This window comes from Loktanella sp. S4079, from assembly GCF_000967725.1.
Lineage (GTDB): Bacteria > Pseudomonadota > Alphaproteobacteria > Rhodobacterales > Rhodobacteraceae > Yoonia.
Map to the genome: position 1 here is coordinate 254,391 of NZ_JXYE01000002.1, position 26,537 is coordinate 280,927.

Sequence of the window (26,537 nt, forward strand, 5' to 3'; positions counted from 1 at the left end):
GGACGGCTCCTCATTTCCAACCTAAGCCTTTTCTCATGGAAATCACCACACAATCATACGCTGCACATACACGTGCCATTTTTCGTTTGGGTACGCCTCTTATCCTTAGCCATGTTGCGCAATTTGCAATTCACATGACGGATACGATTATGCTGGGCTGGTATGATGTCACGGCGCTGGCGGCCTCGACAATTGCGACCACAATGCTATTCGTGGTGTTTATCGTCGGTGCAGGTTTTGGACAGGCCGTGACACCTCTGGTTGCGGCTGCTGCCGAGGAAAACGACGACACCCAAGTGCGTCGTGTAACGCGCATGTCTTTGTGGCTGTCTATCTTTTACGGGTTCTTGGTCACTGTGCCTTTCTTTTGGGCCGAAGAGATTTTGCTCGCCATTGGTCAAGACGCGGATGTCGCGCATTTGGCGCATCTCTACCTCCAGATTACGATATGGCAGATGATCCCGGCATTGTTAGTGATGGCGCTGAAATCGTTCTTGGCGGCGCTTGAACATACGGCGGTGTTGCTCTGGGCGACGGTTGGAACGGCGGTGCTCAACGGGTTTGTGAACTACGCACTGATTTTCGGGAATTGGGGCGCGCCAGAGCTAGGCATCCAAGGGGCGGCGATTGCGTCTTTGACGGTGACGATCGTATCTGTGCTGATCTTGATCGGTTATACCCTGCGTGTGTTACCGCAGTATCAGCTGTTCAAGAATTTCTGGCGCAGCGACCGAGAAATCCTGATCCGTGTATTCCGCCTCGGTTGGCCTATTGGGCTGACCTCTTTGGCCGAAGGTGGGTTATTCAGCGCGAGCGCCATCATGATGGGGTGGATTGGGCCACTTGAATTGGCTGCCCACGGGATTGCGATCCAATTGGCCAGTCTTACCTTTATGGTGCACATCGGCTTTAGTCAGGCTGCGACAGTTCGTGCCGGTCGGGCCGTTGGGCGCAAAGACACAGATTCGTTGCGGCGCGGCGGGCTGACCGCGATTGGCATGTCGGCGTTTTTTGCGATTTTGGCTTCGGCTACCTTTATCTTGCTACCTGAAACACTGGTGTCATTGTTCATTGACCCGAACGAGCCTGAAAAGGTGACACTGCTTGCGATTGGTACGCAGCTGTTGTTTTTGGCTGCCGTCTTTCAAATGGTCGATGCTGCGCAAGTCATGGCATTGGGCTTGCTCCGGGGTGTCCAAGATACTGCGGTGCCCATGATTATCGCGGCAGTCAGCTATTGGATCATCGGTTTGCCGAGCAGCTACATCTTGGCATTTGTTTTTGATTTCGGCGCCGAGGGGCTGTGGTTCGGCCTTGTGATCGGCCTGTCGGTCGCGGCCGTTTTGTTGATGTGGCGTTTTTGGGCGCGCGTTCCGCGCTTTGGCAGCTAGTTATTCAAGCAGTTCCAAATCACGCAAACGCAGCCGCGGATGGCGCATTTCGCCAAAGTCGTCCAAGTCGATTTTGTGCGGGAATAAAGTCAGATATTGCGCCAATAATTCGCCGCGCAGGCCCAGCCCAAAGAAAGTACCGGGGTGTAAGCTTTCGATTTCGATACCATTCACCAAGAGGCTTTCTTGGCGCGCGAACCCCAGCTGATAGACGTTTACTGGCATTGCGGGACGCAATTCGATAAATTGACTACCATCAATAAAGTCTCTGACGGGAATAAACGCGGCACGCTTACCGGTGAGGGTACGCACCCCAGTTGCACGATGAAGCAAATTGGCCGTCGGCCCGAGGATCAAATCGGGCGAGGGGCGTGCCGGCCCAAGCGCATCAGCCGTGATCCGTGTCAAACGATTGTATTCGCTGTGATGACCATCTTGGTCCGGATGAATGAGGATGCTGCCACGCCATAGCAATGTTTCGAATTCGCCGGTTGCCAGCTTGATACGATCCCCGGGGAGCAAGTCTTCGACAGTCATTGGCCCGTTTTCAGTCGCGACCATTGCGCCACGTCCTAATACGCCAAAGGCATTTTCAAACGTCGGAAGCGCCGGGGCCATACGTGATAATTCGCCAATGTCGCCATTTGAACGCAAATAGCTGACTTCATACTTACGCATCGGTGCCGAGGCGGAGCGGCGTAAGGGCGTTCCGGTTCTTGTGTCTACTGTGGCGTTTGCCCCTGTGTTTGGGGGTGTATTCATTCAATGCGATCCGATATTGGTTCGTGATCCGGCCTAACATGCCGATTTGGTTGATTATTTTAGCGCTGCGATCAAACGCGAACACATTTCAAAAGTCAAAAGCTCCGTTTTTTGTTGGCGAATCTTTGCCAAATTCAATTGCCTCAGCAGTACGGCGGGCAATCATTGCCTGCCGCGGCTTGCCGCGCTGCCAAGGCATTACAATCGTGTACTTACGAATTGCGGTATGAACCGCGGCCTGCCAGCGCTGCTTCATCGTCTTCCCTCCTGATCGGTGGGGACCCGCTTGGGCCCGATAGAGGCAGCATTATCGCGAATTCGGGCATTATTTTGGCGTATTGAAGGAGAATTACCCTGGAGCTACAGGCTGATTGCAGCGATCAAGCGACCGTAGTCGGCTTCTTTTTGGTGTACCGTTCTGCGATAGCTGTAAAATCTATCGGGATCGCTATACGTGCAATTTTGTGTCCAAGCCGCTTTCGTTACACCTGCCTCGCGTAGTTTGGTCAGGCCGAATGTTGGCAAGTCAAAGTGGAACCTATCTTCCTGACCGTTAACGAAAAAGCGATCAAACTTGGGGTCATGATTGATGAAGGTTTCTCGAAAATCTGGGCCGACCTCATATGCATGTTGGCTGATGCACGGGCCAATCACCGCGTGAATATTATCGATCCTAGCCCCCAAGGATTTCATATTCTCAATCGTCGTTTCCAGAATACCGTTGAGCGCGCCTTTCCACCCGGCATGTGCGGCGCCGATTACACCGGCGTCGGGGTCGGCGAATAGAACAGGTTGGCAGTCAGCAGTGAGAATCGACAGTGCTATGCCCGGTGTCGCCGTGACGAGCGCATCTGCCTTATGCGCCTGGGCGGGGGAGCTGTCGATGACAACGGTATCTGCCGAATGGATCTGATGCACACCGACCAAGTGGTCTGGCGCAACGCCCATCGATTCTGCGACCCTTGCCCGATTGATGCTGACGATTTCGTGCTGATCGGAACTGCCATAGCCGCAATTCAGCCCCGCGAACACACCTGACGACGCGCCGCCACGCCGCGTGAAAAAGCCGTGTTTGATGCCGATCAGCGTCGGGCTGGTGATAATATCGAGGGTCATATTTCCAATCCAGGGGGCGGTGTTGCATTGGCCGGGTAGATACTGATGACCTTAAAAAGGTCGCCCATCTGCGTAGGGTGGGTCAAGCGTCGATGTGCTTGTATGTGCCGATCCAGCGCTGGTCCCTGCAGTTTTTGTGCCAATTTTTGCGCCCGCTGTGTGATGCCCAGACGCTCTAGAAAGACCCCTTGGGGGGTCAATCGGCTGAACTTGGCTGGGGTCGCGTGGCGTGCGATTTCAGCGAAATCAACATGCGCGGTCAGGTCCGCGTTGCCGGGGTCATTTAGCGGATCGACCTTTTCATGAGCCGCAATTGCCTGAAGCGTATCGCCCAAAGACTGCCAATCACCATAGTCAATGATCAGCGCGGCACCTCCGTGCGCGTGGATGGTTTTGCCGATATGGCCAATGATCCCGGGCAGGGCAGGGCAGTATTCGACCAGATCACGGTCGCGCGTATCTTTGATACGATGTTCAAGGGCTGCCAGCGGTGCCGCGGCTGACTGGCCAAAGGTCAAATGCGTGTCTTTCACCCCGACAACTTTCTCGCGCCAGCCGTCGCCGTCGCGGATGAATTGCCGAATAGGGAGCGCGTCGAAAAATTCGTTCGCGATCAACCAGAGCGGCTGATCGGGCAGGGTGCTGATATCGTCATGCCACTTAGCGTCTGGCACTGCTTGTTTTTGTGCTGCGCGAAGGACAGGCGAGGCCTCGATAAAATGCACGCCAAGCGCTGCATGAAATCCGGGAACTGCACGGGTTGCACGCAAGATATCAGCCATCAAGGTGCCCCGTCCGGGACCGAGTTCCGCTAAGGTGATCGGACTGGGCGCACCTTGATCAAGCCAGCTTTGCGCGAGCGATAGCCCGATGAGTTCGCCAAACATTTGGCTGATTTCTGGGGCAGTGACAAAATCACCAGACGCGCCTAGCGGATCACGGGTGGCATAGTAGCCATATTTTGGATGCAGCAGACATTCCGCCATAAATTCGCTGATGCTCAGCGGGCCAGAACGATCGATCCGCTGACGAAGTTCTGTGGCAAGCGGGTTCATCGGCGGAGCGCCGCAATGACCACGATGCCACCAACGATGATCATTGGCAGGCTGAGCAATTGTCCCATGGTCAGCCCATAGCCATTATAATGTAGGGCTAACCCAAGCGCGTTTCCTGCGCTTTGGAATTGGGCATCGGGTTGGCGCAAAAATTCGACCAAGAACCGTGCGCAGCCATAACCGACAAAGAATACGCCAGTCAGGAGCCAAGAGCGTTTTAGAGCATTGAACCGAAAGGCAAGGATCAGGAGCACCGCACCTAACAGCAACCCTTCTAGCCCAGCTTCGTAAAGCTGAGAGGGATGGCGCGCGCATTCTTGGGGTGCGGTTGCACATGATTGGGCCGCTGCCCCCGGAAATACGACCCCCCAAGGCAAATCAGTAGGGCGCCCCCAGAGTTCGGCGTTGATGAAGTTCGCACAGCGGACAAGGAGAATAGCAGGGGTGGCTGAAACTGCGATGATGTCAGAGAGTGCAGGTAGGCTGACCCCTTTGCGGTGGCTAAACAGCGCAACGGCGACCACAACCCCGATGAAACCGCCATGAAATGACAGCCCGCCTTGCCAAATTTTGATGATATCAATTGGGTTCGCCAAAAAGCCCGACAGATTATAAGCGAGCACATATCCAATCCGCCCCCCTGCGATCACGCCAATCACAATATAGGTCAGCAAGTCTTCGAGCTGGCTTTCCTGAATCGGCGGTCCATCGCGCCAAATCTGTGGGCGGCGTAGCGCCAGTTTAATCAGCTGCCAGCCAATCGCGATCCCGACGACATAGCCCATTGCGTACCAGCGCAATGCGATTTCCGCCCCGAATAGAGAGAAAGAGAAGATTTCAGGTGAAATATCGGGAAAGGGGAGTGCAGCAATCATGGGCTATTCCTCTCTTGGCGTCGAGGTGAAGTCAACCTGTTAGAATACTTGTGCCATGAGGCATCTAACCCCATATAGGGCATAGCCGCGAATGGAGAATAACATGCAATCCAAGAACAAGATCTTTGACGACCTGAGCCAGTTGATGACCAATGCGATGGGCGTTGCCCAAGGTGCAAAAGACGAGGCTGCGACCGCAATGTCGTCAATGATGGATCGTTGGTTGGCAGATCGCGACTTTGTCACCCGTGAAGAATTCGACGCGGTACGCGCGATGGCGCAAAAGGCGCGCGAAGAGAACGAAGCGCTGGCCGCAAGAATAGCGGCGCTTGAGGCGAAATAATTTAGATTTCTAAGTGCGTTCAGCGAACGGATGCACCCTTGCGTGAAAAGTTGTGACCCAACGTTGCAACTTTTCCGGGCATTTTCCCCCTATCGTGAAATTATGGGGTCATGTATTCATATGGCATCGCAACCTTGAGGAGAGGTTCCATGCTTGACTTTGTACTGATCACACTTCTGATGACCGTCGTATTCTACGGCGCGCCACGTGCGGAAAAGCCTGCTGTAAATGCGATTCGACGCTTTGATGGCGGTCGTTCACCTGTTTCTGCCGCTAAATCCGTTAAGGCGTAATCACGGCTGAATATTTCATAGTTGATGAAAAGCTAATTATACTATAGGTAGAGTGGAGTTCCTCCTCGTATCCTATCTTTGTGGTGAGCTATTTGTCACGTTATCTATTACAGACTGTATCGCTATTGGCCGGGCTTATCCTATTTTCCATAGGTATTGTCGGACTTGGCGGGCTATCTGTAGTTCCATCTCCGACCGTGACAATGCTGCTCACCCCATTGGGATATGGTGCGTTGGTTGATAATGTCTACTACTGGATCATGTTGTTCTTGGGCGTATGGCTGGTTGTGGCCTTTTATGTGCGCCCTGCAGCATTCACTGCGCTTACACTAGTGGTGGGAAAATCTGCGATCCTCAAGGGCTGGTTGCCGTTGGTTGGAATCGCCTTCGCTTAATTCGCCGTGGTTGATTTGGCCCGCATAACGCGCGCCAAATCTTAGTGCGACTTCAAACCGATTAGAACTCGCTCAGGTACGCCACGAGAATATCACGCGCGGCTTCGAGGTCTGATTTCTCGATCATTTCCGTCACTGTATGGATGTAGCGGGTGCCAACGGTGATGCCGACAGCACGTGCACCTGCGGCGGCTTGTTGTGCTGCTGCGCCGTCTTGACCACCTGCGGCGAGCATCGTGCGTTGGTAGGGGATGTTATTCTTGATTGCTAATGCTTCGATCTCGCCAACCAATTTTTTGTCAGCGATGAAAGAGCTATCGCGCACGTGTAGCCCAAAACCCTTGCCTTGTTGCGTTGTCGCGTCTTTTTCTGGGATGCCGGGGGTGTCACAAGCGAGTGTGACATCGATGCCCAAGCCAATATCGGGTTTGATTGCATATGACGCAGTACGCGCGCCGCGCAGGCCGACTTCTTCTTGGCAGGTAAAGGCGACGTGAATTTCGGCACCGCGCCCCTTGTCGCCCAGCAGGCGGATGGCTTCGATGCCGAGCCAGCATGCAATACGGTTATCCAATGCCTTTGAGACAAATTTGTCGCCCATTTCGAGGAAAGGTTCATCCATGACGACAAAATCCCCGACCTTCACAACGTCGCGGGTTTTCTCGCCTAGCCCCAGATCAACAAAGAATTCGGTAACCTCGGGAACTTTCTTGCGGTCTTCGGGGGAAGATATGTGAATCGGCTTGCCGCCGGGGTTCATTACCCCTTTGAAGTCACCGTTATCGGTGCAGACCAGAACGCGGCGCGAGAACAGGTTACGCGGATCGAAACCCCCAACGGGCTGTACATGCACAAAGCCGCTTTCTGTAATGTGACTGACCAGAAAGCCGATCTCATCCATGTGGCAAAGAAGCATAATTTTCAGCGGATCTGGGCCAGATGCCGCGCGCTTACACAGCAGCGACCCCATTGGATCGACGGAAATCTCGTCGAACAGCCCGTCGATTTCGCTTGTGATCAGGTCACGGACCCTTTCTTCGTTGCCGGGCACGCCGGGGGTCTCGCAAAGGCGCTTGAGTAGGTCGGTATTCATTGTGAGGGCTCCTGTATTTTGACCTCAGTGTGATTTCTGCGGCGCGGAAATACAATTATCCCCAGTAAATTTTCCGTGCGTCTGACTTATCCCCAAGAAATTGCTTTACAGAATCCCCTGAATGGCCGCACGATATGTGGTAGGGGTTAAACGTGAACAACACCGCCCCTAGAGCAGGCACCTAGCGCTTGGGCACTGCCATGACCCATGCGCCAAGTTAGCGAGGCCGAGCAAATGGCATTGTCCGAGCATTACCTCGAGGCTGAGGAACTACACCCAATTGATCTGGTGGAGCAACTCGCAGAGCACCATGAATGGGAATTTGACCGCATCCATGACGACCAGATCGCCATGGTCGTCGAAGGTCAGTGGCGCAGCTATTCGATCACCCTAGCGTGGTCAGCATATGACGAGACGCTGCGGCTGATCTGCACATATGAAATGGAACCACCCAAAGATCGTCTGCCCGCTATCTTTGAAGTTCTCAACACGATCAATGATCGCTGCTGGGCTGGGTCGTTTACCTGGTGGGAAGAGCAAAAGCTGATGGTGTATCGCTATGGGCTGATGCTCGCGGGGGAGCAGGTCGCAGGCTCTGATCAGGTCGATACGATGATCCGCGCCGCTGTGACAGCCTGCGAACAATACTATCCAGCGGTCCAATTGGTGACTTGGGCAGATAAAACTGCGGCAGAAGCCGTGCAAATTGCCATTGGTGGCGCATACGGGCGCGCGTAAATTTAAGCTTAAGGTGGGTTTAAAGCCCGCCTAACTTTGCGTAACCTTGCACCACTATAGCGAGAAGGTGCGTATTATGGACATGAATGACGTCGCTAAGCGTGGTCTAGTTCTTTTGGGCTGTGGCAAGATGGGTTCCGCCATGCTTGCTGGGTGGTTGCGCAACGGCCTGCCGGCAAAATCTGTATGGGTGGTCGAGCCACATCCCTCTGATTGGTTAAAGGCACAGGGCGTCAATATTGGCGGCGATTTGCCAGATGATCCGGCGATTGCATTGGTTGCCGTCAAGCCGCAGGTCATGGCTGAGGTTCTGCCCAACGTGAAATCTATGGGCGGTGGCACCACATTGGTGATTTCTGTTGCGGCAGGTACGCCGATTCGTACCTTTGAAGATATGCTCGGGTCGAGCACGCCGATCATCCGTGCGATGCCGAATACTCCTGCTGCGATTGGTCATGGTATTACTGCTCTCATCGGGAATGGGGTGATCAAGTCCGAGGATATGGAGCTGGCAGAGGCGCTGCTGTGGTCGATCGGCCAAACTGTGCGCCTCGACAATGAAGAACAGATGGATGCCGTCACAGCCGTGTCTGGATCTGGTCCGGCCTATGTATTTCATTTGATCGAAACCCTTGCCGCTGCTGGAGAATCTGAAGGTTTGCCAGCGGAACTTGCGATGGAGCTCGCCAAGGCAACTGTCGGCGGGGCAGGTGATCTGGCCGAAAATTCTGACGACGATCCGGCACAGTTGCGTGTGAATGTTACGTCACCCAATGGCACGACGCAATCGGCGCTTGAGGTGCTGATGGCCGAGGATGGTGGGCTAGCTGATTTGATGAAACGGACTGTCGCGGCGGCCGCTGCACGCTCGCGCGAGTTGGCGAATGAGTGAGATCACATTTGACGACTTTCTCAAGGTCGATGTGCGCGTCGGGACCGTCCTGCGCGCAGAGCCATATCCAGAGGCACGCAAACCTGCGATCAAGCTTTGGATCGATTTCGGCGAAGAGATCGGCGAGAAAAAGACATCAGCGCAGATTACAGCGCATTACGATCCGCAGGCGTTGATCAGCAAGCAAGTGCTCGCAGTCGTGAACTTTCCACCACGGCAAATCGGTAAATTCATGTCCGAGGTGTTGGTGTTGGGGATGCCGGATAAGAATGGCGAAGTTGTCTTGGTCGGTCCTGATCAAGACGTGCCGTTGGGGGGACGGTTACATTGAAAAAACTACTACTTACGCGTGCATTTCCGCAGGCGACCATTGATGCTGCGCGTGCGCAATTTGATGTCACCTTGCGCGATCAGACAGTTGGCTTAACCGTGGCAGAGGCAAATGCGGCATTACGGGACTATGATGCCATCCTGACGACGCTTGGCGATCAATTCAGCGCCGACGCATTTACCGGCGATTTGCGGTGCGGCGTGCTGGCAAACTTTGGGGTTGGCTATAACCATATCGACGCCGATGCAGCCCGGGCTGCTGGTGTCGCCGTGTCGAATACGCCCAATGTTGTCACTGACGCTACGGCAGATATTGGGATGACACTGATCCTCGCGACCTGTCGCCGCGCAGGTGAGGGCGAACGCCTTGTGCGGGCGGATCAGTGGACCGGCTGGGGCCCGACCGAGATGTTGGGCACGCACGTCACGGGCAAAACAGTTGGTATCGTCGGGATGGGGCGCATTGGTCAAGCTGTCGCGCGTCGCTGCCATTACGGGTTTGAGATGCCCGTGCTTTATTTCAACCGCTCGCGCAAAGATGTCGATCTTCCGGCGACGCAAGTGGATACGCTCGCTGAGTTGATGGCTCAGTCCGACATCGTAGTGGTGACTGTGCCGGGTGGCGGTAGCAACACGCATCTGATTGATGCACAGGCCCTTGGCGCAATGAAACCACGTGGAATATTCGTCAATATCGCCCGGGGCGATGTGGTTGATGAGGATGCATTGATTAGGTCGCTACAGGCCGGTCAGATTGCTGGTGCGGGCTTGGATGTCTTTGCCAAAGAACCCATTGTTCCTGATGCATTCCGCGAGATGGAAAATGTAGTTCTGCTGCCGCATCTTGGAACGGCGGCGCTTGAGGTGCGCGAAGCCATGGGGCAAATGGCGCTCGATAATATCATTGCTTGGGCGGCTGGAAAGCCATTGCCACAAGCGGTCTAAGTTGACGTGATCTAGTCGTCAGCCGGCTTGTTCATCCGGTCGGCTTTCTTACGGACAAGAACGCTGCGCAGGTCGTGCATCGCCAACAAGAAACGGTCGGTGATTTCCTCGAGTTGCTCGTCGGTCGCCTTGGATTGTACCCAGTGGGTGGTGATGTTCATTTGGTCAATCGCGCGGTGGATATCGTCGATATTGCGTTGCGCGTTCAGCGTCGCGCGTTCCGCCAGCCATTCTTCGATCGCTGCGATATCATCGTCGAGCAACGTATAGCCGCTTTGCGCTTTGTAGTCGCCGCGATTGGTGTTGATCACGGCGATTTGCTCCATCTCGATCCGTCGCTGACGGTTTTCAGTGTCGAGCCGAAAAACCGCAGCGCCGTTTTCGCGCACTCGAAAATAGTGGCGAGGTAGATCGTTCATGACAGACCTTTGCAGAAGTTTTGAATACGCGTGCAGGCCTCTTTGAGAGTTTCGTCAGATGTGGCGTAACTGACGCGGAAATTTGGCGACAAGCCAAAGGCCGCCCCAAAGACCACCGCGACACCAGTTTCTTCAAGCAATGCCGTCGCAAAGACTTCGTCATTTTCGATCAACGTGCCCCCAGCAGAAGTTTTGCCGATGCAGCCCGCGATAGAAGGATAGACGTAGAACGCCCCTTCTGGTTTGGGGCAGACAATCCCTTCGGCGGCGTTGAGCATGTCGACCACCAGATCACGGCGGCGCACAAACATTTCGTTATTCGGAGCAAGGAAATCTTGCGTGCCGTTCAATGCCTCAATCGCTGCATATTGGCTGACCGAACAGGGGTTCGAAGTAGACTGCGACTGCACCTTACGGATTGCTTTGATCAATGCCTCGGGTCCGGCGGCATAACCAATACGCCATCCGGTCATTGCATAGGCTTTGGAAACGCCATTGATTGTCAATGTACGGTCGTAAAGTCCGGGTTCCACTTGGGCCGGGGTGCAGAATTTGAAGTCGTCATAGGCCAGATGTTCATACATATCGTCGGTCATGACCCACACGTGCGGGTGACGCATGAGCACATCGGTCAGCGCCTTAAGTTCGTCCCATGAATAGCCAGCACCAGTGGGGTTCGATGGTGAGTTGAACAAGAACCATTTGGTCTTGGGGGTGATTGCCGCCTCAAGCTGTGCGGCAGTAATCTTGAAATTCGTCTCGAGCGAGGCTGCAACAGGCACCGGTTCGCCACCCGCCAGCAGCACCATATCGGGGTAGCTAACCCAATAGGGGGCGGGGATGATTACCTCATCGCCGGGATTCAGTGTCGCCATGAAGGCATTGTACAGCACCTGTTTGCCACCTGTGCCCACGGTTACTTTGGCTGGTGTGTACTCGAGGTCGTTGTCGCGTTTGAACTTTGCGCAGATCGCTTGCTTGAGCTCTGGCACCCCATCAACGGCCGTATATTTTGTTTTGCCTGCGTTGATCGCTGCAATCGCCGCATCCTTGATGTTTTGGGGGGTGTCAAAATCGGGTTCGCCGGCGCCCAAGCCAATTACATCACGCCCAGCGGCCTTTAGCTCTGCCGCTTTGGTGGTCACGGCAATGGTGGGTGACGGCTTAACACGGTCGAGAGTCGCTGAAAGGAAAGTCATTTCTATCATCCGGTGGTAAATTACGGCTATGCCTGTCATAGGATGGGGTAATCCACAAAGGCAAGCAACAAGGATATCTAAGATGCCCGAAACGCAGGACGACTGGTTTGGAGAAGACGCCGCGACATTTGGGGATCGCCTCGCTGGCGCACGCGAAGCAGCCGGATTGACGCAAAAATCCTTGGCCGGGCGATTGGGCGTGAAACCTTCGGTGATCGAAGGGTGGGAAAATGATACCAAAGAGCCACGCGCAAACCGCCTTCAGATGCTCTCTGGCATTTTAGGTGTTTCACTAAGCTGGTTGCTCACTGGTGAGGGCGAGGGCCCCGAAGCCCCCGAAGAGGGCTCGAAAATTTCTTCAGACTTACTTGATCTTCTCTCGGAAATGCGGCTTTTGCGGTCTCAGATCACCCAGTCGGGTAAAAAACTGGGGCAGCTGGAAAAGCGCCTGCGCACTGCAATTAAGGAACAGCAATGACCGAGACACGCGAAGCAATGGTGAAACGGATGCGCATGCGCTCTATGCGGCGCGGGATCAAAGAAATGGACTTGATCCTTTCTGCCTATGCTGATGCCCACCTTGATCATATGGCTGATGCAGAGCTTGCGCTTTATGACGATCTATTGGCAGAAAACGACCATGATATCTATGCGTGGATTGGCGGGCAGATCGTAGCGCCCGAGAAATACACCGCGTTGATTGCAGAGATCACCGCAGGTGCGCACGGGATTACCCGACCGACCTGAGCGACCGCGTTGCGCAAAATACAACATATCTCGCCGTTTTTTATGTGCGGGATGTCATGACTGTAAATTCCCTTATGATGCAGCGCATGCATTCATATCGGGGTTTCGCATGAAACGGCTATTTTTGTTTTTCATAATTCTGCTCTTGGGCGGCGCTGGGTTTGTGCTGGTAAAGCAACGCGAGCTGACCAAGCAATCCGATGCCGCATATGATCAGGCCGAGGCACATGTCGCGCAGGAAATCGGCCGTGGCACGACCTCCATTGACCTAAGAGAGTTTCCGCAGCTCGCCGATCTACCTGGCAACCTTAATGAGGTCGAAAACCTCCAGCGTTTGAATATCAATGGCACACGTATTGCAGATCTAACAGATCTGTCTCGGCATACTCAGCTTGAGGATCTGGTGATGCGCGATACGTTCGTTGTGGACCTCACACCACTTGCTGGTCTCGCAAAACTGAAATCGGTGGACATGGGCGGATCATGGGTGTCCGACCTGTCGCCGCTTGCGCAACTACCATCACTTGAGCGGCTCGATATCGGGGATACGCAAATTGACACATTGGCACCTGTTGGTGAGATTGCCCAGTTGAACTGGCTCAATTTGTATCAGGCATATGCGCTTGATGGTTCGCGAGAGCATTATCAAAGTCTGCTGCAATCCGTCCCAGAGGTGTTTAATGGGCGTGCCTTTGAGACGGGCTATGTTCCGGGCCCGCGCTATCTGTGGCAAGTCAAGATGCGGCGCTTGTCCGAAAAACACCTAGGGCAGTAATCATCGCATTTGATCGTCACACATGGAAACTTCATTTCAATTTTATCATTTAACTGAATGTTTTTGATTTCGCTTTAGCTGTGATGACAAGCTGAAGACGGAGTATTGAGATGAGTATTCACACCGGTATTGACGGGCCAGAGCCCACGCGCCTTTCGGCGGCAAGTAGCGCGAGCTTTATGGCGAGCTATTTGGATACCCTGACCTTGGTCGAGCGGCTACATAGGCTGCTGCTTGATGTGATTAAGGACGAATTCGAACGTGTCGGGATTCTGGAAATTAACGCAGTTCAAGCGCTCTTGCTTTTCAACGTTGGTGATAACGAAGTGACCGCCGGAGAGCTAAAAACGCGTGGTTATTATCAGGGATCGAATGTCTCGTATAACCTTAAGAAGCTCGTCGATCTGGGCTATATGCATCATCAACGCAGCGAGGTTGATCGCCGATCCGTCCGTGTCCGCCTGTCAGAGAAAGGGCGAGAGGTTCGGATGATTGTTGCCAAACTCTTTGCCACCCACGCCGAAGGATTAGTTGCCCGTGGGGTGCTCGATCATGAAGGGATTGAGGATATCACAACGTCATTGCGTAGGGTTGAACGCTATTGGACCGAACAGATCCGCTACATCTATTGATGCGTTCTCCTGCAGCATTGTTGGTTAGTGATTTACTAGGTTTCCCTTGGGTCGACGTAGTCGCGTCGGCCCGTATCTATTCCAATGCGCCCGTTGCGATGCTTTCCAACTCGCGTAGCAGTTTGCGTTCCATCGCCTTTGCGTATTCTTCGAAATTTTGTGCCGTTTCAACAAATGCGCCTGAACCACGAATAACATAAGATTCGTAATAATTGGCCAGTTCAGCCGTTGGCGACCCGTCAATAACCAGCCCATTCACGGTCACCCCGTCTGGTAGACGTGTGGAAGAAATATCTTGGGGGCGTGGACCCGTATTCGCGCGACCATCACCAGAAATATCCAAGGTTCGTTTCCAACAATCGGGCTGTTGATCAAGCAGGGCGAACCCGGTGAGCAATGCCGAACCAATCGCCGTTGTCGGCGCGGCGACGTTGCGTTGATGCACCCAGAGTTGACCCACGGCGCGTTGCAAATCCTTTACTGATTGTAGCGTTGTCCACGGAAGAATGAGGTGCTGATCCTGCGGGCCGCTCCATTCGTAGACAGAAATACGAATAGGTGCGGCGGCCTGTAGAAATAGAACCTCTTGCACCCGATCGCTTTGCAGCGCCGTTGCGAGGCCTTCGAGTTGCAGCCTGTACTCATGTGTGTCCACAGAACCAGATACATCCAATCCCAGAGCAAGAGCCTGCCGACATGCGGCGTCTGCAAATGCTGGTAGGCAAATCAGGAGCGTTGCAGCACGGATCATCCACGTGATCCTTGGTCACTTGGCAGTTGCCCCACAATTGGAGGCGTCACTTCGCGGATGAGTTTGCGTCGCATTGCATTCTCATAGTCATCAAAATCTTCGGCGATCTCGATAAATGCGCCGGGACCACGGATCACGTGTTGTTGGTAGAACACGACAGGATCAGGGGCCGAGAGCGCATCATCGGATCGGATAACAAGCCCATTAACTGTAACGTTATCAAAGGGAAAGGCGCGATATGCCGCAGCCGGGCCAAAGCCTTCGTTGTTGGCGCCATCCCCCGCGATATCAATCGTGTGCTGTGTGCAATTGGGAACGTCGCGCAACTGTATCGCAGCATGACCCAAGGCATAGCCCATAGCGGTCGGAAAATCATCATGTGCGCGGCTGCTGTTGATGATTGTCTCAGCGGTGGTAAATAGGTCGTCTTGGGTTTCAATTAGTGTCCACGGGACAAGATCGCGCTGATTATACCGCCCGCTCCATTCAAAGATGAAAATTGCAACCGGGTCGGGGTTTGTCATAAACGCGTCAACTACATCGGGCGCGATAAGCGCAGCAGCTAACCCGCTGCGCTGAAGTCGGTCCTCGCGTTCATCAACCGAGGACGACACATCAATGGCAAGAACCAACGCCAATCGACAGGCCTGTGCGGGCAATGCCGCGCAACACAGCCCGGCGATCAGCGTGGCCCTTACCAGTGACCAGTGTTTTCCATGCTCGCCCATGGTTCCGCCGGTGCGAGGCTCTCGCCTGCCTGCAAAAGTTCAATTGAAATATTGTCAGGGGAACGCACAAACGCCATGTGCCCGTCGCGCGGTGGGCGATTGATCGTGATCCCGTTGTCCATCAAGAGCTGGCAAGTTTCATAAATATTATCAACAGCATAGGCGAGGTGACCAAAGTGACGGCTATCCGCTGGCAGGCCTTCGTCACCATCCCAATTATAGGTTAACTCAACCGGGCATTCCTCTTGACCCTCGGGTGCCATGAAAATCAATGAAAAGCGGCCGCCTTCGTTATCAATCCGGCGCGTTTCTTTCAGGCCAAGCAGGGTAAAGAACGCCATCGTTTTCTCGAGGTCCTTCACGCGGACCATCGTGTGTAAATATCTGAGGGCCATTGGTTGTTCCTTTGTCTGATGTCTCAAATGACCCTAGTGCGCAGCACGCCCAAGGCAAATGCCAAAATGGACGATGTCAAACTATATTGAATTGGCTTGGGGGGTATCATGGCAGTCCCTAGGGGAATCGAACCCCTCTTTCCAGGTTGAAAACCTGGCGTCCTAACCGATAGACGAAGGGACCGCACGAGATATGTATCACTGGTTCAGTGATAATCACCATGGCAGTCCCTAGGGGAATCGAACCCCTCTTTCCAGGTTGAAAACCTGGCGTCCTAACCGATAGACGAAGGGACCGCTCTGGTGTGACGCGCTTTTAGGAAAAGCCGGGGTAGGGCGCAAGAGATATTTTCAATTAATTTCACATTTTTCGGCGAAACCGATTAATGGGCGGGGGCGGCATCTTCGAGACGTAATTGCACCGATTGACGTCCGCGCCATGTGTTCACCTCTAGGCGGCCCGCAAGGTGAAACCGTGCCCCTTTGTGGTTCATCAACATGGGGCCAAGCGGCCCGTCCATCCCACCAAAGCAAATGGAATCAATCCGCGCGCCCAGCCCATCTCCAAAGGTAACCTTGAGGTGGTTCGCCCCCACTTGTTTCGCAAAGAGGATCTGTACATCGGGAAAGGCAAAGCGTGGGGCAGGTGCACCTGCGCCAAAGGGTCCAGCTTGCTCGATCTGCTCGACCAGTTCGACCGTGGCTGCGCCGGGCATCAATACACCATCTAGCCGCAAATCTGCTGGCCCGATATCTGCGGCCCCTTGTTTCGCGAGCAACTCGGCCAATCTTTCCATTGCGGGTTCCAACTGATCGCGGGCGACGGTCAAACCAGCGGCCATTTTATGCCCACCCCCTTTGATCAAGAGCCCCTCAGTAGCAGTACGTTGAATGGCCGCACCCAAATCAATGCCCGATACTGACCGGCCAGAGCCTTTACCCTCTTCATTATCGAGGCCGATAACAATGGCAGGGCGGTTGGTGGCTTCTTTAAGGCGGGATGCAACGATTCCCACGACACCGGGGTGCCAGCCTTCGCCCGCGGCCCAAACCAGAGGTCCATCAAGCCCGCGTGCAGTCGCTTGCGCGAGTGCTTGGTCGCGCACTTGGGTTTCGACTTCACGGCGCTCGGTGTTGAGCTGGTCAAGTTTGCTCGCCATGGCGTCGGCCTCGTGTCGGTCGTTGCTGGCTAACAGGCGCGCGCCAAGGTCGGCCTGACCAATGCGCCCGCCCGCATTCACCCGTGGTCCCAGTAGAAAACCAAGGTGATAGCTGCTGGGTGCCTGATCCAATCCGGCCACATCGGCTAGCGCGGTTAGGCCGATCCGCTGCCTGCGTCCCATGACGGTCAGCCCTTGGCGGACAAATGCGCGGTTCACGCCAATCAATGGGGCGACATCGGCGACCGTGGCTAACGCGACCAAATCCAACATGGCCATCAGGTCCGGACCCCGAGCAGATTGTGCGCGCAGTTGGCGATTTGCTTCAACAAGCATCAAGAACACCACCGCAGCCGCGCATAGATGGCCAAGGTCACCGCTTTCATCTTGTCGGTTCGGGTTCACGACAGCCACAGCATCGGGCAATGTCTCGCCACCGAGGTGGTGATCCAAAACGACGACATCGGCCCCTTTCGCCGCCGCGATTGGGCCATGGGACAAAGTCCCGCAATCCACGCAAACGATAAGGCTATGATCTGCAGCCAACTTTGCCATCGCCTCATCATTGGGGCCATAGCCTTCGTCGATGCGGTCCGGCACATAGAGCGTCGCCTCTTGTCCCATCTCGCGTAGCCAATTGATCAGCAGCGCGGCTGAAGTACCGCCATCGACATCGTAATCTGCGAATATCGCGATGCGTTCGCGGTTACGCACGGCTTGCAAAAAACGTGCTGCGGCTTGCTCCATGTCACGCATTTCATGTGGATCAGGCAATAGATCGCGTAGCGTCGGGGCCAGAAAAGCTTCGGTCTCTTGTGATTGAACGCCGCGCCTGACCAACGTCCGACAAAGCGGCGCGGGCAAACCCGTTGCTTGCACCATCGCCTCAGATTGGCGGTCTTCTTCGATACTTGGACCGATCCAGCGTCTGCCCGTTGCAGATTCGCTCACGCCAAGAAACGCTTTATGTTGTGTCTGTGTCATCATGACCGACAATAGAGAAAGGGCGCGACTGGTGCCACGCCCTATTCTCGCTTTGTATCAAATACTCAAATCATAGTTGCGTTTACGCGACTGGATTACGATAGATCATGCGACGGACTGATCCCGTTTTCGAACGCATCAGGATGGTTTCTGCGGTGACGTAACCAACTTCGCGTTTGATCCCGCTGACCAAAGATCCGTCAGTAACGCCGGTTGCTGCAAAAATCACATCGCCAGTCACCAGATCATCGCGTTCGTACACACGATCAAAGTCGGTTATTCCCGCTTTGCGCGCGCGGCCACGTTCATCATCGTTGCGGAACAACAGGCGGCCCATGATTTGACCTCCCATGCATTTCAATGCGGCGGCAGCCAGCACGCCCTCGGGCGCGCCGCCAGAGCCCATGTACATATCAATGCCAGTAACAGCGGGTTCGGCGCAATGCATAACACCAGCCACATCACCATCGGTGATCAACCGAATAGCGGCACCTGTTTCGCGCAGCTCAGCGATCATTTCCTCGTGGCGTGGGCGTTCTAGCACACAGACAGTGATATCACGTGTGCTGCATCCCTTCGCCTTAGCAAGGGCATGGACACGCTCGCTAGGCGACATGTCCAATGTCACGACGCCCTTGTCGTAGCCAGGCCCGATGGCGAGCTTATCCATATAAACGTCTGGTGCATGCAGCATCGACCCGCGCGGGCCCATCGCGATCACAGCCAGCGCATTTGGCATATCTTTGGCAGTCAGTGTCGTACCTTCAAGCGGATCAAGCGCGATATCCACGCCAGGGCCGGTTCCTGATCCAACTTCTTCGCCGATAAATAGCATCGGAGCTTCGTCGCGTTCGCCTTCGCCGATGACGACAACGCCGGCAATATTGAGTTTATTCAATTGTGTACGCATCGCATCCACTGCGGCCTGATCGGCAGCTTTTTCATCGCCACGCCCGATAAGAGGGGTGCAGGCGATTGCGGCAGCTTCGGATACGCGGGCAAGTCCCAGTGAAAGTGAGCGGTCGTTAAAATCGGCAGCTTTGGTCACGGTAAGGGGGTCCTTTCATCTATGAGACCCCTAAACCTTGTCGACGCCTGCGCTGCAATACTGTTTGCGCTAACCGATCTGGATTGGCTTAAGCAAAACCAGAGGTTGCTGCAAATTAGGCAAATTGTCGCGTAGACCTACAATTCCTCGATGCGAATTGCCACTGGATCACCCGACACAACGCCTGTCGTGTGGAAAGCTTCGAGAGCTTCCTCAAGCGCTGCGCGTGTCGTTTTATGGGTGACGATCAATACGGGGGCAGCGGTATCAAGATGTCCGTATTGGCGCATGCGATCAATCGAAATCCCGGCCTCTCCCAAGGCATGGGCGACCTTGGCCAATGCGCCGGGTTTGTCGAGCAGTTGAAGCCGCAAATAGTAGGGCGCAGGGATTGCCGCCCGCGCGGCACGGGCCTTGCGCAACGTGTTTGCAGGCTGCCCAAAGGTCGAAATCCGAATTCCACGCGCGATATCCATGACGTCGCCCATTACTGCACTCGCCGTGGGGCCTTCGCCCGCGCCTGGTCCGCGCAGCACGACTTGGCTGACGGCGTCGCCTTCGAGAACGACCATGTTGGTGCCGCCCTCAAGCTGCCCCAAGGGCGAGGTATCTGGTACCAAACAGGGCGACATACGTTGCTCCAGCCCGCGCCCGGTCATCTGAGCCACACCGAGCAGCTTGATCTTGTAGCCCATGTCCGCGGCTTGGTGGATGTCCTCGATGGTGACAGCACCGATGCCTTCCAGCTCAACAGCGTCAAAATCGACCTGTGTTCCAAAGGCAATCGACGCAAGTAGCGCAAGTTTGTGACCCGCATCAATCCCGCCCACGTCCAGTTCGGGGTCCGCCTCGAGATAGCCAAGGTTATTGGCCTCGTCGAAAACGGCTTCATAGCTCAGGCCCGCACTTTCCATGCGGGTCAGAATATAGTTGCAGCTTCCGTTCATCACACCGATGACGCGCGAGATTTCATTCGCGGCAAGACCTTCTGTCAGGGCTTTGACCACAGGGATACCACCTGCGACGGCGGCCTCAAATCGAATGACACGGCCAGCTGTTTCGGCGGCTTCGGCCAGAGATTGCCCGTGAATAGCCAAAAGCGCCTTATTCGCACTCACGACATCTTTGCCAGCCTCAATCGCAGCGGCAGTGGCGTCTTTGGCAGGGCCTTCGTGCCCGCCCATAACTTCGACAAAAACATCTACGTCATCACGTTGGGCAAGCTGAACAGGATCAGTTTCCCAAGCGTACTTGGATAGATCTACGCCGCGGTCTTTGTCTTTTGATCGGGCGGAGACAGCAGTGATCACCACTGGCCGTCCCGCGCGTTTTTCCAGCAAATCGGCGTGTTGTTGGACGATTTTGACAACGCCAACACCCACGGTGCCCAGTCCCGCGATTCCAAGGCGTAGTGGTGTCGTCATGTCTGGGTCCATCCATTCGTTACTAAGTTATGGACCTACTAGCGAATAGGGCGGGCTACTGCAACGCAGCGATGTTGATCGCCCTTAGCCGTTCAGCGCGGGCCTGCAATGCCGCAACACGTGCGGCGAGTTCTTCGTCGGTGTTTCGCATCGGTGCATCGAATTCAGGAAGTTGCCTTAGCCGTGGGTAGGGGGCCTCTTGCGCGGCTTCACCAATGGTGCCGTCAAGCGCCGGGAACTCTGCACATGCGGCCAGTGCGACAAATAGAAATGCAGTCAATCTCATGGCGCTATCTATGCAGTGGAGTGGTCAAAGCGCAAGCTCTCTAGGAACTGGGCGCAACTTGGGCTAACTCTGCTTAAATGCAAACGAGGTGTTCCATGCAGCAGTCAGATCAAACCGAAGTTCAAGCCTCTATTCATGTGTCGACACCACGCCGGATTGTCGCATTCTGCGTTTCTTTGGTTTTGGGATGCTTGGTCATCTACATTGCATTGCGCCAACCACCTGCGCCGGTCTTCTTGGTGTTTATGCTCGCCTTTGGTCTCGCCGCTCTTTGGTTGGCCGAGAAAATACGGCGCGCGCCATTCTGTACGATCGAACTGACGGAAACCGAATTGCGGGATACAAACGGAACCAGCATCGCGCGGTTAGACGAGATCAAGAACATTGATCGTGGTGTGCTGGCGATCAAACCGTCGAATGGCTTTACGCTCATCCTGAAAAACACGAAACCCCGGGCTTGGGCTCCGGGGCTCTGGTGGCGCCTTGGGCGCCGTGTCGGCGTGGGTGGTATAACCTCAGCAGGTCAAACCAAATTCATGGCCGAGCAGATAGCGCTGCGTTTGTCGGAAGATAATCAATAACAAGTAGTGTTTTCGTCACTATCTTCAAAGCAAAGTTGGGAATGGAATCGCGGTCGAATAACGGTGAAAGTATCAAATTCAACATCGTCCAAGTTGGTTTCCATAAATGGCCCTAGCCCAATAGAAAAAGGAGCGGTGTATGTAGTTGATGTTTCAACCAATATTGCTTGTTGATGATTGTCCATGATTGGAATGCGGTCAATAAGGTTATTTAGCGAAGAAGTGGTATGAGGAACGAGCCCAACATCCCCAACCTTCGACCAGATCACTCTGACACTGTCATCAGATGGGGTGCGGTTTTCCCCATTGAGAAACTCAAATGAGGTAACCCTCACATTCCCAGGACCGCTCATTTTGTGTCCAGTCAGTACGTTAAAAAGCCTGTAAGAACCGGTCACGTAATCATCATTTACGACATCGCGTCGACTATACATATCGGCAATGGTTAACCCGGCACGGGTACTGAGAGACTCTGCACGAAAAGCGTCGAAGTACACGTGCGTTGACAAAAGAGCCCATACGAGTATCGGTACCGACAGCATCAATTCAACGGATGCTATCCCTTCCTGATCACGCCAGAACTCTCGAAGTGGTCTCAGTTTCATCATTGTGGTTCCACTACGTAAGAAGACAAAGCAACGAGAGCATAGGAGCCTCCGGCTTGTGCATTGCTGTTATTGTTCGCAATGGTGCTTCCCAAACTTGGGACTTCAACACGCCCAATTCGCGAAAACGGCATGAGCGGGTCAATACGTGCGCAGACGCGCATGAGCACAAGTTCATTGTTGGAACCATGTTGAATAGTTGTCGCAGGGCGTGCATCTTCGTTACGATTGATACATCTTGTCGGGTCCTGCAAGGCGGTCCACGTTGCTTCAGGGTCTTGAACCCGCATCTCAACGAAGACTTGGTTGGTGCAATCAGGGATAATGCTGGCTACCTCACAAATACTCTCTCTGATGCGTTCATCGCTGGGCTCAGAAAGCGTACCAATTCTTATGTCTCGCACAACAATGTCGACGCCGCGCTCCAGCATGAATTGCCGCACCGCAATCATACCGCTTTCAAAGGTCATTAGGAAAAATGCGAAAAAGAACGGGAATATTATGACGAACTCAATCGTCGCAAGCCCCGCGTCATCATCCCTGAAACGACGAAAGAATGATCGAATTTCTGTTATCATAGGTTCAGCCTGAGATCGGTGATCTGCTCTGCAATGGAGTCAAAAATTGTGGACAGGTCTTGGTTCTGGGTTGAGTAGAAATGCGCAGGTGAACTTGCACAATCGTGCATTTGTTTCTGGCCTGACGTCGCTCGCGAGTAATCGATCGCGCCCTCTTCTGTGAGTGGCAAAGGGTTCGAAGTCATCGTGATAGTATAAACGATGATTCCTTCATCCTTTGCAGCAGAACAGATGTTCTGAAGTAACTGGTCTTGACGACCACCTGATGTTATCGTTTCCACGTCATCGCTTGATCTTCTTGGCCATTGGCTCAATCGGTAAATCTCGCGCGCCTCATTGTACGCTGATTTCTTCATGTCGACCATATTGGTATTGTCTCCGTCGGTCATAAGAACAACGAATTTCAAAGCGGCCTCATCGTTCGTACCTTCGTAATTGCTGGGGCGGTGGCCTGCGAACGAAGAATGGATTGGCAAATTTCCAACGATGTCACGCATAGACGGATCTAGCAGGGTGACACCCCATTTCATTCCCAGATGGATTGAAGTGCTTGCTCTAGGAGTTAAATTTGAGATTGCTGTTCTGATTTCGTCCGGCTGATCCGCGTGAACAATAATTTCTTCTGCCGATTCCATGGGGCACAGCATATAGTCGTCGTAACTGCTATAGTACCTGTAAGTCCCGTCATTACGCCGTCTCCTCCACGTCGAATGGGGGTCGGCGTATGCTACATGGCGCAAGGGAGATGCGGCAGAATTGGTGAATGCTACATTGGAATACTCAGATTCGGGGAAAATCACACAGGTACTGGGGTTGGTAACTGTGCCCCACGCAGATCCGTATTGACCATTCTCATAGTAATTTCCGTTACTATCATGTCCATACCAACCGGTCGCGCTGTCCACATCCACATGCAACTGGTCAAATAGCTGTCGACCTACGTTTACATGTGCAGAGTAGCTCACCAGTGATAGCGATACGCGCGGGGAATAGGCCGCGATTTCAGCTTCACTTGCGTCAGTTCCTGGGGCTGCTCCGTTTGGTTCCAAAACCTTAGAAGCAAAATTGCGAGCTGCCGCCTGCAACTCATCCATACGGCTTGTTTCATACTGCGATGCATTGGTGTCCGAATCCAAGCGAAATCGCATTGATCCAGAAATATCCAACACCAAAGAAACCTCGGTATTGCCGTTGCCTTGAATCGCACTCGAGGCAGCCGGTACGGAGAGGTGGTCGATGCCCGCGAGCCTCAAGTAGAATGTGTTGATGTCAACTGCGGCTTCAACATACGCGCTGCTGTTTCCCCCGGCAACAAACACATGCGGCCCGTCCGTGATCGCATCCTCGTAGCCCGCCTTGCGGAAATAATCGATAGCGATCTCTTCTCGGCTAACAGCGTGTGCGGCGTCAGCGCCGCTTGGCTGCAAATTTGCTGCGGCCAATACGGCGCGATCTGCAACGCCTTGAAGCTCAGCGCGGCGCGACTCGAACCGCATAAAGTCAACAGCCATTCCGCCCACTAGTAGCATAACCATGAGCATGACGATCGTCATGATGAGAACCGATCCATCTTCGTCATTTAGAAAACGACGTGTCATGCTTTCGCTCCACTGCGTTCTGAAGAGCGGGCGCGGTTTTACATTTTTCATCATTGGCATGGTCTATCCTCGTGGCAATGCACCACGTATTTCATACGTCATTTCTACCGGGGTTCATAATCTGTTTGTGAATGTGCCTGTTCTCCGTGGCAAAAATAGGGCGCGATTTTTGTGGCTGTTGGAAACTCGGCTGAATGGGGTGCTCAATCATATAAATTTGAACTTATTGTTTCCCTTATTGTTGGTTTTGAGCTGTCAAATTTCGGCAGAAAATCGCCATTTTGGCGAGTGAGCTTGGTGTAATTGTCGCATTAGGCGCGTTGCGGCGCTTGGCGGCTGATTCGTAATGCTCAAATTGGGCGACGGTAGGGAATCAGGCGTGAAGAACGGATTGGCCTTTGCGCGGAAGTAGGTGATACTGTGCGCATGAGTCTTCCTGCCGGTTTCCTTGATGAATTGCGTACGCGACTGTCCTTAGGGCAAGTCGTTGGTCGCAAGGTGATGTGGGACACCCGCAAGTCGAACCAAGGCAAGGGTGACCTCTGGGCGCCGTGCCCCTTCCATCAAGAGAAATCCGCCAGTTTTCATGTCGATGACCGCAAGGGGTTTTACTACTGCTTTGGTTGCCATGTGAAGGGGGATGCGATTTCCTTTGTCCGCGAAACCGAGAATGTGGATTTCATGGAGGCGGTTCGTATTCTAGCAACAGAAGCCGGAATGCCCTTACCAGAGCGGGACCCGCAGGCGCAGCAAAAGGCCGACTACCGGACACAGTTGACCGATGTGATGGAGCAGGCTGTTCAGTTCCATCGGCTCCAGCTTCAGACAGGTGCAGCAGCGGCGGCGCGTGATTATCTTGCGCGCAGGGGCCTGTCTGTTGAGGCGCAAGACCGATGGGAAATCGGTTTTGCCCCGGCGCAAAATGGCGCGTTAGAGCAATTGCGTGCCAAGGGGGTCGATCAAAAACTGATCGTCGACGCGGGGCTTGCGGCCAAGAGCGACCGGAGCGATGGGTTCTATAACCGTTTTCGCGACCGAATTATGTTCCCGATCCGCGACGCCCGTGGCAGGGCGATTGGGTTTGGCGGCCGTGCGATGGATCCAAACCATCCGGCAAAATACTATAATTCGCCTGAAACGCAGCTGTTCGATAAAGGGCGGAGTCTGTTCAATCACGGCCCGGCCCGTGAGGCTGCGGGCAAAGGGCAGACACTGATTGTCGCCGAAGGGTACATGGATGTTATCGCCCTGTCAGAGGCAGGGTTTGAAGCCACTGTTGCCCCGCTTGGCACTGCGGTCACGGAAAACCAGTTGCAAATGCTGTGGCGTATCGCGCCCGAGCCCGTCATCGCGCTTGATGGTGACGCGGCAGGACTGCGCGCCGCGATGCGGGTGATTGATATCGCCTTGCCGCTCTTGCAGGCAGGGCAATCCTTGCGCTTTGTTCTGATGCCAGATGGGATGGATCCCGATGATCTGATCAAATCCCAAGGCGCGGGCGCAATGCAAAAGCTGCTGGATCAAGCGATGCCAATGGTTCAACTGCTCTGGCAGCGCGAGACCGAAGGCAAGGTCTATGACAGCCCCGAAAGACGTGCCGCGCTGGATAAAGCCTTGCGCGAAAAGATTAAGCTCATCGCCGATCCGTCGATCCGGGAACACTATGGTGAGGCGCTCAAGGATATGCGCCGCGACTTGTTCCGGGGACGTAGGCCGTCGCAGAGGCAATCTGCCCAGCGACGCTGGACGCCGGGTAAGCAAGACGCATGGAAACGCGAAATTAGTCCTGTTGCGACCAGTAAGAACTCGGCGCTTGGTACTGGCGCGGCCAAAGAAGAGTATCTGCGCGAAGCGGTGATTCTGGCTACTTTGATTGCCAATCCGCAGGTTGCACTCGATTTCGAAGGCTCGTTGGAGCAGCTGCACTGCCGTGACCACACGCATGACGACATACATGCTTGTTTGCTGAGAAACCTTGGCGCTGCCGATCTAAAGTCTGTGATTGTTGAAGAATTGGGCCACGTGGTACTTGAAAACCTTATGACCCAGAGCCATGTCGCTATTAGCCCAGCGGTGCGGCGCGCAGGGAATGATGAAATCGCCCGCATGTGTTTGGCAGAGGAGTTCGCAAAACTGAATGCGCGTCTGGGGCATGCTCGCGAGATCGAAGACGCTGTTGAGGATTTGACCGGCGTTGCCGACGAAGGGGTGACTTGGCGCTTGGCACAGGCCTCGGCCGCACTAAATAACGCAGGGCGGGGGGATAACGATGACAAGGCGGAATACGCCGTCCACAAGAATGGCGCACGACTGAAAAAGGACGAATTGAGCGCCTTGGATCAGCTTCTGGAACAAATCGGTTATGCCAAAGGGCAAGACACGTCAGATTCATAATTGGC

Annotated in this window: 32 protein-coding genes and 2 tRNA genes; 14 read left to right on the forward strand and 20 right to left on the reverse strand. The window is 54.2% G+C overall.

What is annotated here, in order from left to right; all coding sequences use genetic code 11:
- Positions 1-35 precede the first annotated feature (35 nt).
- Positions 36-1,391: an MATE family efflux transporter gene (locus TW80_RS02320; RefSeq protein ID WP_045995752.1), complete on the forward strand. Its 1,356-nt coding sequence runs from the start codon at positions 36-38 to the stop codon at positions 1,389-1,391.
- Here the strand turns inward: TW80_RS02320 and TW80_RS02325 are convergent, their stop codons facing one another.
- The 5 genes from TW80_RS02325 to lgt all read right to left on the reverse strand — a co-directional run bounded on the left by TW80_RS02325 (position 1,392) and on the right by lgt (position 5,199).
- Positions 1,392-2,153 (reverse strand): Hint domain-containing protein, encoded by a 762-nt coding sequence (locus tag TW80_RS02325; protein ID WP_239450477.1) that lies wholly within the window; start codon positions 2,151-2,153, stop codon positions 1,392-1,394.
- A gap of 88 nt (positions 2,154-2,241) precedes the next feature.
- Positions 2,242-2,409: a hypothetical protein gene (locus TW80_RS17970; protein ID WP_157033190.1), complete on the reverse strand. Its 168-nt coding sequence runs from the start codon at positions 2,407-2,409 to the stop codon at positions 2,242-2,244.
- Between the two features lie 104 nt (positions 2,410-2,513).
- On the reverse strand, positions 2,514-3,269 hold the full coding sequence (pgeF, locus tag TW80_RS02330) for a peptidoglycan editing factor PgeF (RefSeq protein ID WP_045995754.1): 756 nt from the start codon (positions 3,267-3,269) through the stop codon (positions 2,514-2,516).
- Positions 3,266-4,324 carry a class I SAM-dependent methyltransferase gene (locus tag TW80_RS02335; protein ID WP_045995755.1) on the reverse strand — a complete coding sequence of 353 codons (1,059 nt, stop codon included), beginning with the start codon at positions 4,322-4,324 and terminating at the stop codon, positions 3,266-3,268. The genes pgeF and TW80_RS02335 overlap by 4 nt, the downstream gene beginning before the upstream one ends.
- Positions 4,321-5,199, reverse strand: coding sequence for a prolipoprotein diacylglyceryl transferase (gene lgt / locus TW80_RS02340; RefSeq protein ID WP_045995756.1), 879 nt, complete (start codon positions 5,197-5,199; stop codon positions 4,321-4,323). The genes TW80_RS02335 and lgt overlap by 4 nt, the downstream gene beginning before the upstream one ends.
- A gap of 103 nt (positions 5,200-5,302) precedes the next feature.
- Between lgt and TW80_RS02345 the strand changes: the two genes are divergently transcribed.
- The 3 genes from TW80_RS02345 (at position 5,303) to TW80_RS17980 (ending at position 6,230) form a co-directional block, all read left to right on the forward strand.
- On the forward strand, positions 5,303-5,542 hold the full coding sequence (locus tag TW80_RS02345; RefSeq protein WP_045995757.1) for an accessory factor UbiK family protein: 240 nt from the start codon (positions 5,303-5,305) through the stop codon (positions 5,540-5,542).
- A 149-nt stretch (positions 5,543-5,691) separates the two neighbouring features.
- Positions 5,692-5,835 (forward strand): hypothetical protein, encoded by a 144-nt coding sequence (locus tag TW80_RS17975; protein ID WP_157033191.1) that lies wholly within the window; start codon positions 5,692-5,694, stop codon positions 5,833-5,835.
- A gap of 92 nt (positions 5,836-5,927) precedes the next feature.
- A complete protein-coding gene (locus TW80_RS17980) occupies positions 5,928-6,230 on the forward strand; it encodes a hypothetical protein (protein WP_157033192.1) in 303 nt (100 codons plus the stop codon).
- A 61-nt stretch (positions 6,231-6,291) separates the two neighbouring features.
- On the opposite strand, the gene TW80_RS02355 is transcribed toward TW80_RS17980, so the two are convergent.
- Positions 6,292-7,323 (reverse strand): M42 family metallopeptidase, encoded by a 1,032-nt coding sequence (locus TW80_RS02355; protein ID WP_045995759.1) that lies wholly within the window; start codon positions 7,321-7,323, stop codon positions 6,292-6,294.
- A gap of 234 nt (positions 7,324-7,557) precedes the next feature.
- Here TW80_RS02355 and TW80_RS02360 point away from each other — a divergent pair, with 234 nt between their 5' ends.
- The 4 genes from TW80_RS02360 (at position 7,558) to TW80_RS02375 (ending at position 10,228) form a co-directional block, all read left to right on the forward strand.
- Complete coding sequence (locus TW80_RS02360) at positions 7,558-8,061, forward strand: YbjN domain-containing protein (protein ID WP_045996953.1); 504 nt, start codon at positions 7,558-7,560, stop codon at positions 8,059-8,061.
- A 76-nt stretch (positions 8,062-8,137) separates the two neighbouring features.
- Positions 8,138-8,953, forward strand: a complete 816-nt coding sequence (gene proC, locus TW80_RS02365) for a pyrroline-5-carboxylate reductase (RefSeq protein WP_045995760.1) — start codon at positions 8,138-8,140, stop codon at positions 8,951-8,953.
- Positions 8,946-9,284 carry a tRNA-binding protein gene (locus TW80_RS02370; RefSeq protein WP_045995761.1) on the forward strand — a complete coding sequence of 113 codons (339 nt, stop codon included), beginning with the start codon at positions 8,946-8,948 and terminating at the stop codon, positions 9,282-9,284. Before proC ends, TW80_RS02370 begins: the two co-directional genes overlap by 8 nt.
- Positions 9,281-10,228, forward strand: coding sequence for a 2-hydroxyacid dehydrogenase (locus TW80_RS02375; protein WP_045995762.1), 948 nt, complete (start codon positions 9,281-9,283; stop codon positions 10,226-10,228). Before TW80_RS02370 ends, TW80_RS02375 begins: the two co-directional genes overlap by 4 nt.
- A gap of 11 nt (positions 10,229-10,239) precedes the next feature.
- Here TW80_RS02375 and TW80_RS02380 read toward each other — a convergent pair whose 3' ends face one another.
- Both TW80_RS02380 and TW80_RS02385 read right to left on the reverse strand, forming a co-directional pair.
- Entirely contained in the window at positions 10,240-10,647 is a 408-nt protein-coding gene (locus TW80_RS02380) for a hypothetical protein (protein WP_045995763.1), read from the reverse strand.
- Positions 10,644-11,846 carry a pyridoxal phosphate-dependent aminotransferase gene (locus TW80_RS02385; RefSeq protein ID WP_045995764.1) on the reverse strand — a complete coding sequence of 401 codons (1,203 nt, stop codon included), beginning with the start codon at positions 11,844-11,846 and terminating at the stop codon, positions 10,644-10,646. Before TW80_RS02385 ends, TW80_RS02380 begins: the two co-directional genes overlap by 4 nt.
- Before the next feature lie 82 nt (positions 11,847-11,928).
- Here TW80_RS02385 and TW80_RS02390 point away from each other — a divergent pair, with 82 nt between their 5' ends.
- The 4 genes from TW80_RS02390 (at position 11,929) to TW80_RS02405 (ending at position 14,000) form a co-directional block, all read left to right on the forward strand.
- A complete protein-coding gene (locus TW80_RS02390; protein ID WP_045995765.1) occupies positions 11,929-12,324 on the forward strand; it encodes a helix-turn-helix domain-containing protein in 396 nt (131 codons plus the stop codon).
- Positions 12,321-12,593, forward strand: a complete 273-nt coding sequence (locus TW80_RS02395; RefSeq protein WP_045995766.1) for a succinate dehydrogenase assembly factor 2 — start codon at positions 12,321-12,323, stop codon at positions 12,591-12,593. Before TW80_RS02390 ends, TW80_RS02395 begins: the two co-directional genes overlap by 4 nt.
- A gap of 109 nt (positions 12,594-12,702) precedes the next feature.
- Positions 12,703-13,368, forward strand: a complete 666-nt coding sequence (locus tag TW80_RS02400) for a leucine-rich repeat domain-containing protein (protein WP_045995767.1) — start codon at positions 12,703-12,705, stop codon at positions 13,366-13,368.
- A gap of 110 nt (positions 13,369-13,478) precedes the next feature.
- A complete protein-coding gene (locus TW80_RS02405) occupies positions 13,479-14,000 on the forward strand; it encodes a MarR family winged helix-turn-helix transcriptional regulator (RefSeq protein WP_084625703.1) in 522 nt (173 codons plus the stop codon).
- 76 nt (positions 14,001-14,076) lie between these two features.
- On the opposite strand, the gene TW80_RS02410 is transcribed toward TW80_RS02405, so the two are convergent.
- From TW80_RS02410 to TW80_RS02450, 9 genes are all read right to left on the reverse strand, one after another.
- The gene (locus TW80_RS02410; RefSeq protein WP_045995769.1) at positions 14,077-14,751 is read right to left on the reverse strand and encodes a DUF1194 domain-containing protein; all 675 of its coding nucleotides are present in this window, start codon (positions 14,749-14,751) and stop codon (positions 14,077-14,079) included.
- On the reverse strand, positions 14,748-15,479 hold the full coding sequence (locus tag TW80_RS02415) for a DUF1194 domain-containing protein (protein WP_204218462.1): 732 nt from the start codon (positions 15,477-15,479) through the stop codon (positions 14,748-14,750). Before TW80_RS02415 ends, TW80_RS02410 begins: the two co-directional genes overlap by 4 nt.
- Positions 15,446-15,874, reverse strand: coding sequence for a VOC family protein (locus tag TW80_RS02420; protein WP_045995770.1), 429 nt, complete (start codon positions 15,872-15,874; stop codon positions 15,446-15,448). Before TW80_RS02420 ends, TW80_RS02415 begins: the two co-directional genes overlap by 34 nt.
- A 109-nt stretch (positions 15,875-15,983) precedes the next feature.
- A tRNA-Glu gene (locus TW80_RS02425) sits at positions 15,984-16,058 on the reverse strand.
- Between the two features lie 38 nt (positions 16,059-16,096).
- Positions 16,097-16,171, reverse strand: a tRNA-Glu gene (locus TW80_RS02430).
- 86 nt (positions 16,172-16,257) lie between these two features.
- The gene (gene recJ, locus TW80_RS02435; protein WP_045996955.1) at positions 16,258-18,018 is read right to left on the reverse strand and encodes a single-stranded-DNA-specific exonuclease RecJ; all 1,761 of its coding nucleotides are present in this window, start codon (positions 18,016-18,018) and stop codon (positions 16,258-16,260) included.
- Positions 18,019-18,100: 82 nt separating this feature from the next.
- Positions 18,101-19,066, reverse strand: a complete 966-nt coding sequence (gene glpX, locus TW80_RS02440; protein WP_045995771.1) for a class II fructose-bisphosphatase — start codon at positions 19,064-19,066, stop codon at positions 18,101-18,103.
- A 137-nt stretch (positions 19,067-19,203) separates the two neighbouring features.
- On the reverse strand, positions 19,204-20,490 hold the full coding sequence (locus TW80_RS02445; protein WP_045996956.1) for a homoserine dehydrogenase: 1,287 nt from the start codon (positions 20,488-20,490) through the stop codon (positions 19,204-19,206).
- Positions 20,491-20,545: 55 nt separating this feature from the next.
- A complete protein-coding gene (locus TW80_RS02450; protein ID WP_045995772.1) occupies positions 20,546-20,776 on the reverse strand; it encodes a hypothetical protein in 231 nt (76 codons plus the stop codon).
- Positions 20,777-20,871: 95 nt separating this feature from the next.
- Here TW80_RS02450 and TW80_RS02455 point away from each other — a divergent pair, with 95 nt between their 5' ends.
- A complete protein-coding gene (locus TW80_RS02455) occupies positions 20,872-21,357 on the forward strand; it encodes a hypothetical protein (protein ID WP_052700867.1) in 486 nt (161 codons plus the stop codon).
- On the opposite strand, the gene TW80_RS02460 is transcribed toward TW80_RS02455, so the two are convergent.
- Genes TW80_RS02460 through TW80_RS02470 form a run of 3 tightly spaced genes read right to left on the reverse strand, consistent with a single transcriptional unit; the run spans position 21,351 to position 24,198 of the window.
- Complete coding sequence (locus TW80_RS02460) at positions 21,351-21,965, reverse strand: TadE/TadG family type IV pilus assembly protein (RefSeq protein ID WP_052700868.1); 615 nt, start codon at positions 21,963-21,965, stop codon at positions 21,351-21,353. The genes TW80_RS02455 and TW80_RS02460 overlap by 7 nt on opposite strands.
- Entirely contained in the window at positions 21,962-22,540 is a 579-nt protein-coding gene (locus TW80_RS02465) for a TadE/TadG family type IV pilus assembly protein (protein ID WP_045995774.1), read from the reverse strand. Before TW80_RS02465 ends, TW80_RS02460 begins: the two co-directional genes overlap by 4 nt.
- Positions 22,537-24,198 carry a TadE/TadG family type IV pilus assembly protein gene (locus tag TW80_RS02470; RefSeq protein WP_084625704.1) on the reverse strand — a complete coding sequence of 554 codons (1,662 nt, stop codon included), beginning with the start codon at positions 24,196-24,198 and terminating at the stop codon, positions 22,537-22,539. The genes TW80_RS02465 and TW80_RS02470 overlap by 4 nt, the downstream gene beginning before the upstream one ends.
- Positions 24,199-24,564: 366 nt before the next feature.
- Here TW80_RS02470 and dnaG point away from each other — a divergent pair, with 366 nt between their 5' ends.
- A complete protein-coding gene (dnaG, locus tag TW80_RS02480) occupies positions 24,565-26,532 on the forward strand; it encodes a DNA primase (RefSeq protein WP_045995777.1) in 1,968 nt (655 codons plus the stop codon).
- The last annotated feature ends 5 nt before the right edge of the window (positions 26,533-26,537 follow it).

What these genes read in the sequence shown, in the direction of transcription:
- pgeF (WP_045995754.1), bottom strand. Translation starts at nt 3,269, where the DNA reads ATGACCCTCGATATTATCACCAGCCCGACGCTGATCGGCATCAAACAC.
- TW80_RS17970 (WP_157033190.1), bottom strand. Translation starts at nt 2,409, where the DNA reads ATGAAGCAGCGCTGGCAGGCCGCGGTTCATACCGCAATTCGTAAGTAC.
- TW80_RS02390 (WP_045995765.1), top strand. Translation starts at nt 11,929, where the DNA reads ATGCCCGAAACGCAGGACGACTGGTTTGGAGAAGACGCCGCGACATTT.
- recJ (WP_045996955.1), bottom strand. Translation starts at nt 18,018, where the DNA reads ATGACACAGACACAACATAAAGCGTTTCTTGGCGTGAGCGAATCTGCA.
- dnaG (WP_045995777.1), top strand. Translation starts at nt 24,565, where the DNA reads ATGAGTCTTCCTGCCGGTTTCCTTGATGAATTGCGTACGCGACTGTCC.
- TW80_RS02325 (WP_239450477.1), bottom strand. Translation starts at nt 2,153, where the DNA reads ATGAATACACCCCCAAACACAGGGGCAAACGCCACAGTAGACACAAGA.
- TW80_RS02405 (WP_084625703.1), top strand. Translation starts at nt 13,479, where the DNA reads ATGAGTATTCACACCGGTATTGACGGGCCAGAGCCCACGCGCCTTTCG.
- TW80_RS02400 (WP_045995767.1), top strand. Translation starts at nt 12,703, where the DNA reads ATGAAACGGCTATTTTTGTTTTTCATAATTCTGCTCTTGGGCGGCGCT.
- TW80_RS02445 (WP_045996956.1), bottom strand. Translation starts at nt 20,490, where the DNA reads ATGACGACACCACTACGCCTTGGAATCGCGGGACTGGGCACCGTGGGT.
- TW80_RS02355 (WP_045995759.1), bottom strand. Translation starts at nt 7,323, where the DNA reads ATGAATACCGACCTACTCAAGCGCCTTTGCGAGACCCCCGGCGTGCCC.
- TW80_RS02420 (WP_045995770.1), bottom strand. Translation starts at nt 15,874, where the DNA reads ATGGCCCTCAGATATTTACACACGATGGTCCGCGTGAAGGACCTCGAG.
- proC (WP_045995760.1), top strand. Translation starts at nt 8,138, where the DNA reads ATGGACATGAATGACGTCGCTAAGCGTGGTCTAGTTCTTTTGGGCTGT.
- TW80_RS02345 (WP_045995757.1), top strand. Translation starts at nt 5,303, where the DNA reads ATGCAATCCAAGAACAAGATCTTTGACGACCTGAGCCAGTTGATGACC.
- TW80_RS02360 (WP_045996953.1), top strand. Translation starts at nt 7,558, where the DNA reads ATGGCATTGTCCGAGCATTACCTCGAGGCTGAGGAACTACACCCAATT.
- lgt (WP_045995756.1), bottom strand. Translation starts at nt 5,199, where the DNA reads ATGATTGCTGCACTCCCCTTTCCCGATATTTCACCTGAAATCTTCTCT.
- TW80_RS02320 (WP_045995752.1), top strand. Translation starts at nt 36, where the DNA reads ATGGAAATCACCACACAATCATACGCTGCACATACACGTGCCATTTTT.
- TW80_RS02335 (WP_045995755.1), bottom strand. Translation starts at nt 4,324, where the DNA reads ATGAACCCGCTTGCCACAGAACTTCGTCAGCGGATCGATCGTTCTGGC.
- TW80_RS02455 (WP_052700867.1), top strand. Translation starts at nt 20,872, where the DNA reads ATGCAGCAGTCAGATCAAACCGAAGTTCAAGCCTCTATTCATGTGTCG.
- TW80_RS02470 (WP_084625704.1), bottom strand. Translation starts at nt 24,198, where the DNA reads ATGCCAATGATGAAAAATGTAAAACCGCGCCCGCTCTTCAGAACGCAG.
- TW80_RS02415 (WP_204218462.1), bottom strand. Translation starts at nt 15,479, where the DNA reads ATGGGCGAGCATGGAAAACACTGGTCACTGGTAAGGGCCACGCTGATC.
- TW80_RS02370 (WP_045995761.1), top strand. Translation starts at nt 8,946, where the DNA reads ATGAGTGAGATCACATTTGACGACTTTCTCAAGGTCGATGTGCGCGTC.
- TW80_RS02450 (WP_045995772.1), bottom strand. Translation starts at nt 20,776, where the DNA reads ATGAGATTGACTGCATTTCTATTTGTCGCACTGGCCGCATGTGCAGAG.
- TW80_RS17975 (WP_157033191.1), top strand. Translation starts at nt 5,692, where the DNA reads ATGCTTGACTTTGTACTGATCACACTTCTGATGACCGTCGTATTCTAC.
- TW80_RS02460 (WP_052700868.1), bottom strand. Translation starts at nt 21,965, where the DNA reads ATGATGAAACTGAGACCACTTCGAGAGTTCTGGCGTGATCAGGAAGGG.
- TW80_RS02385 (WP_045995764.1), bottom strand. Translation starts at nt 11,846, where the DNA reads ATGACTTTCCTTTCAGCGACTCTCGACCGTGTTAAGCCGTCACCCACC.
- TW80_RS02465 (WP_045995774.1), bottom strand. Translation starts at nt 22,540, where the DNA reads ATGATAACAGAAATTCGATCATTCTTTCGTCGTTTCAGGGATGATGAC.
- TW80_RS02395 (WP_045995766.1), top strand. Translation starts at nt 12,321, where the DNA reads ATGACCGAGACACGCGAAGCAATGGTGAAACGGATGCGCATGCGCTCT.
- TW80_RS02410 (WP_045995769.1), bottom strand. Translation starts at nt 14,751, where the DNA reads ATGATCCGTGCTGCAACGCTCCTGATTTGCCTACCAGCATTTGCAGAC.
- TW80_RS02380 (WP_045995763.1), bottom strand. Translation starts at nt 10,647, where the DNA reads ATGAACGATCTACCTCGCCACTATTTTCGAGTGCGCGAAAACGGCGCT.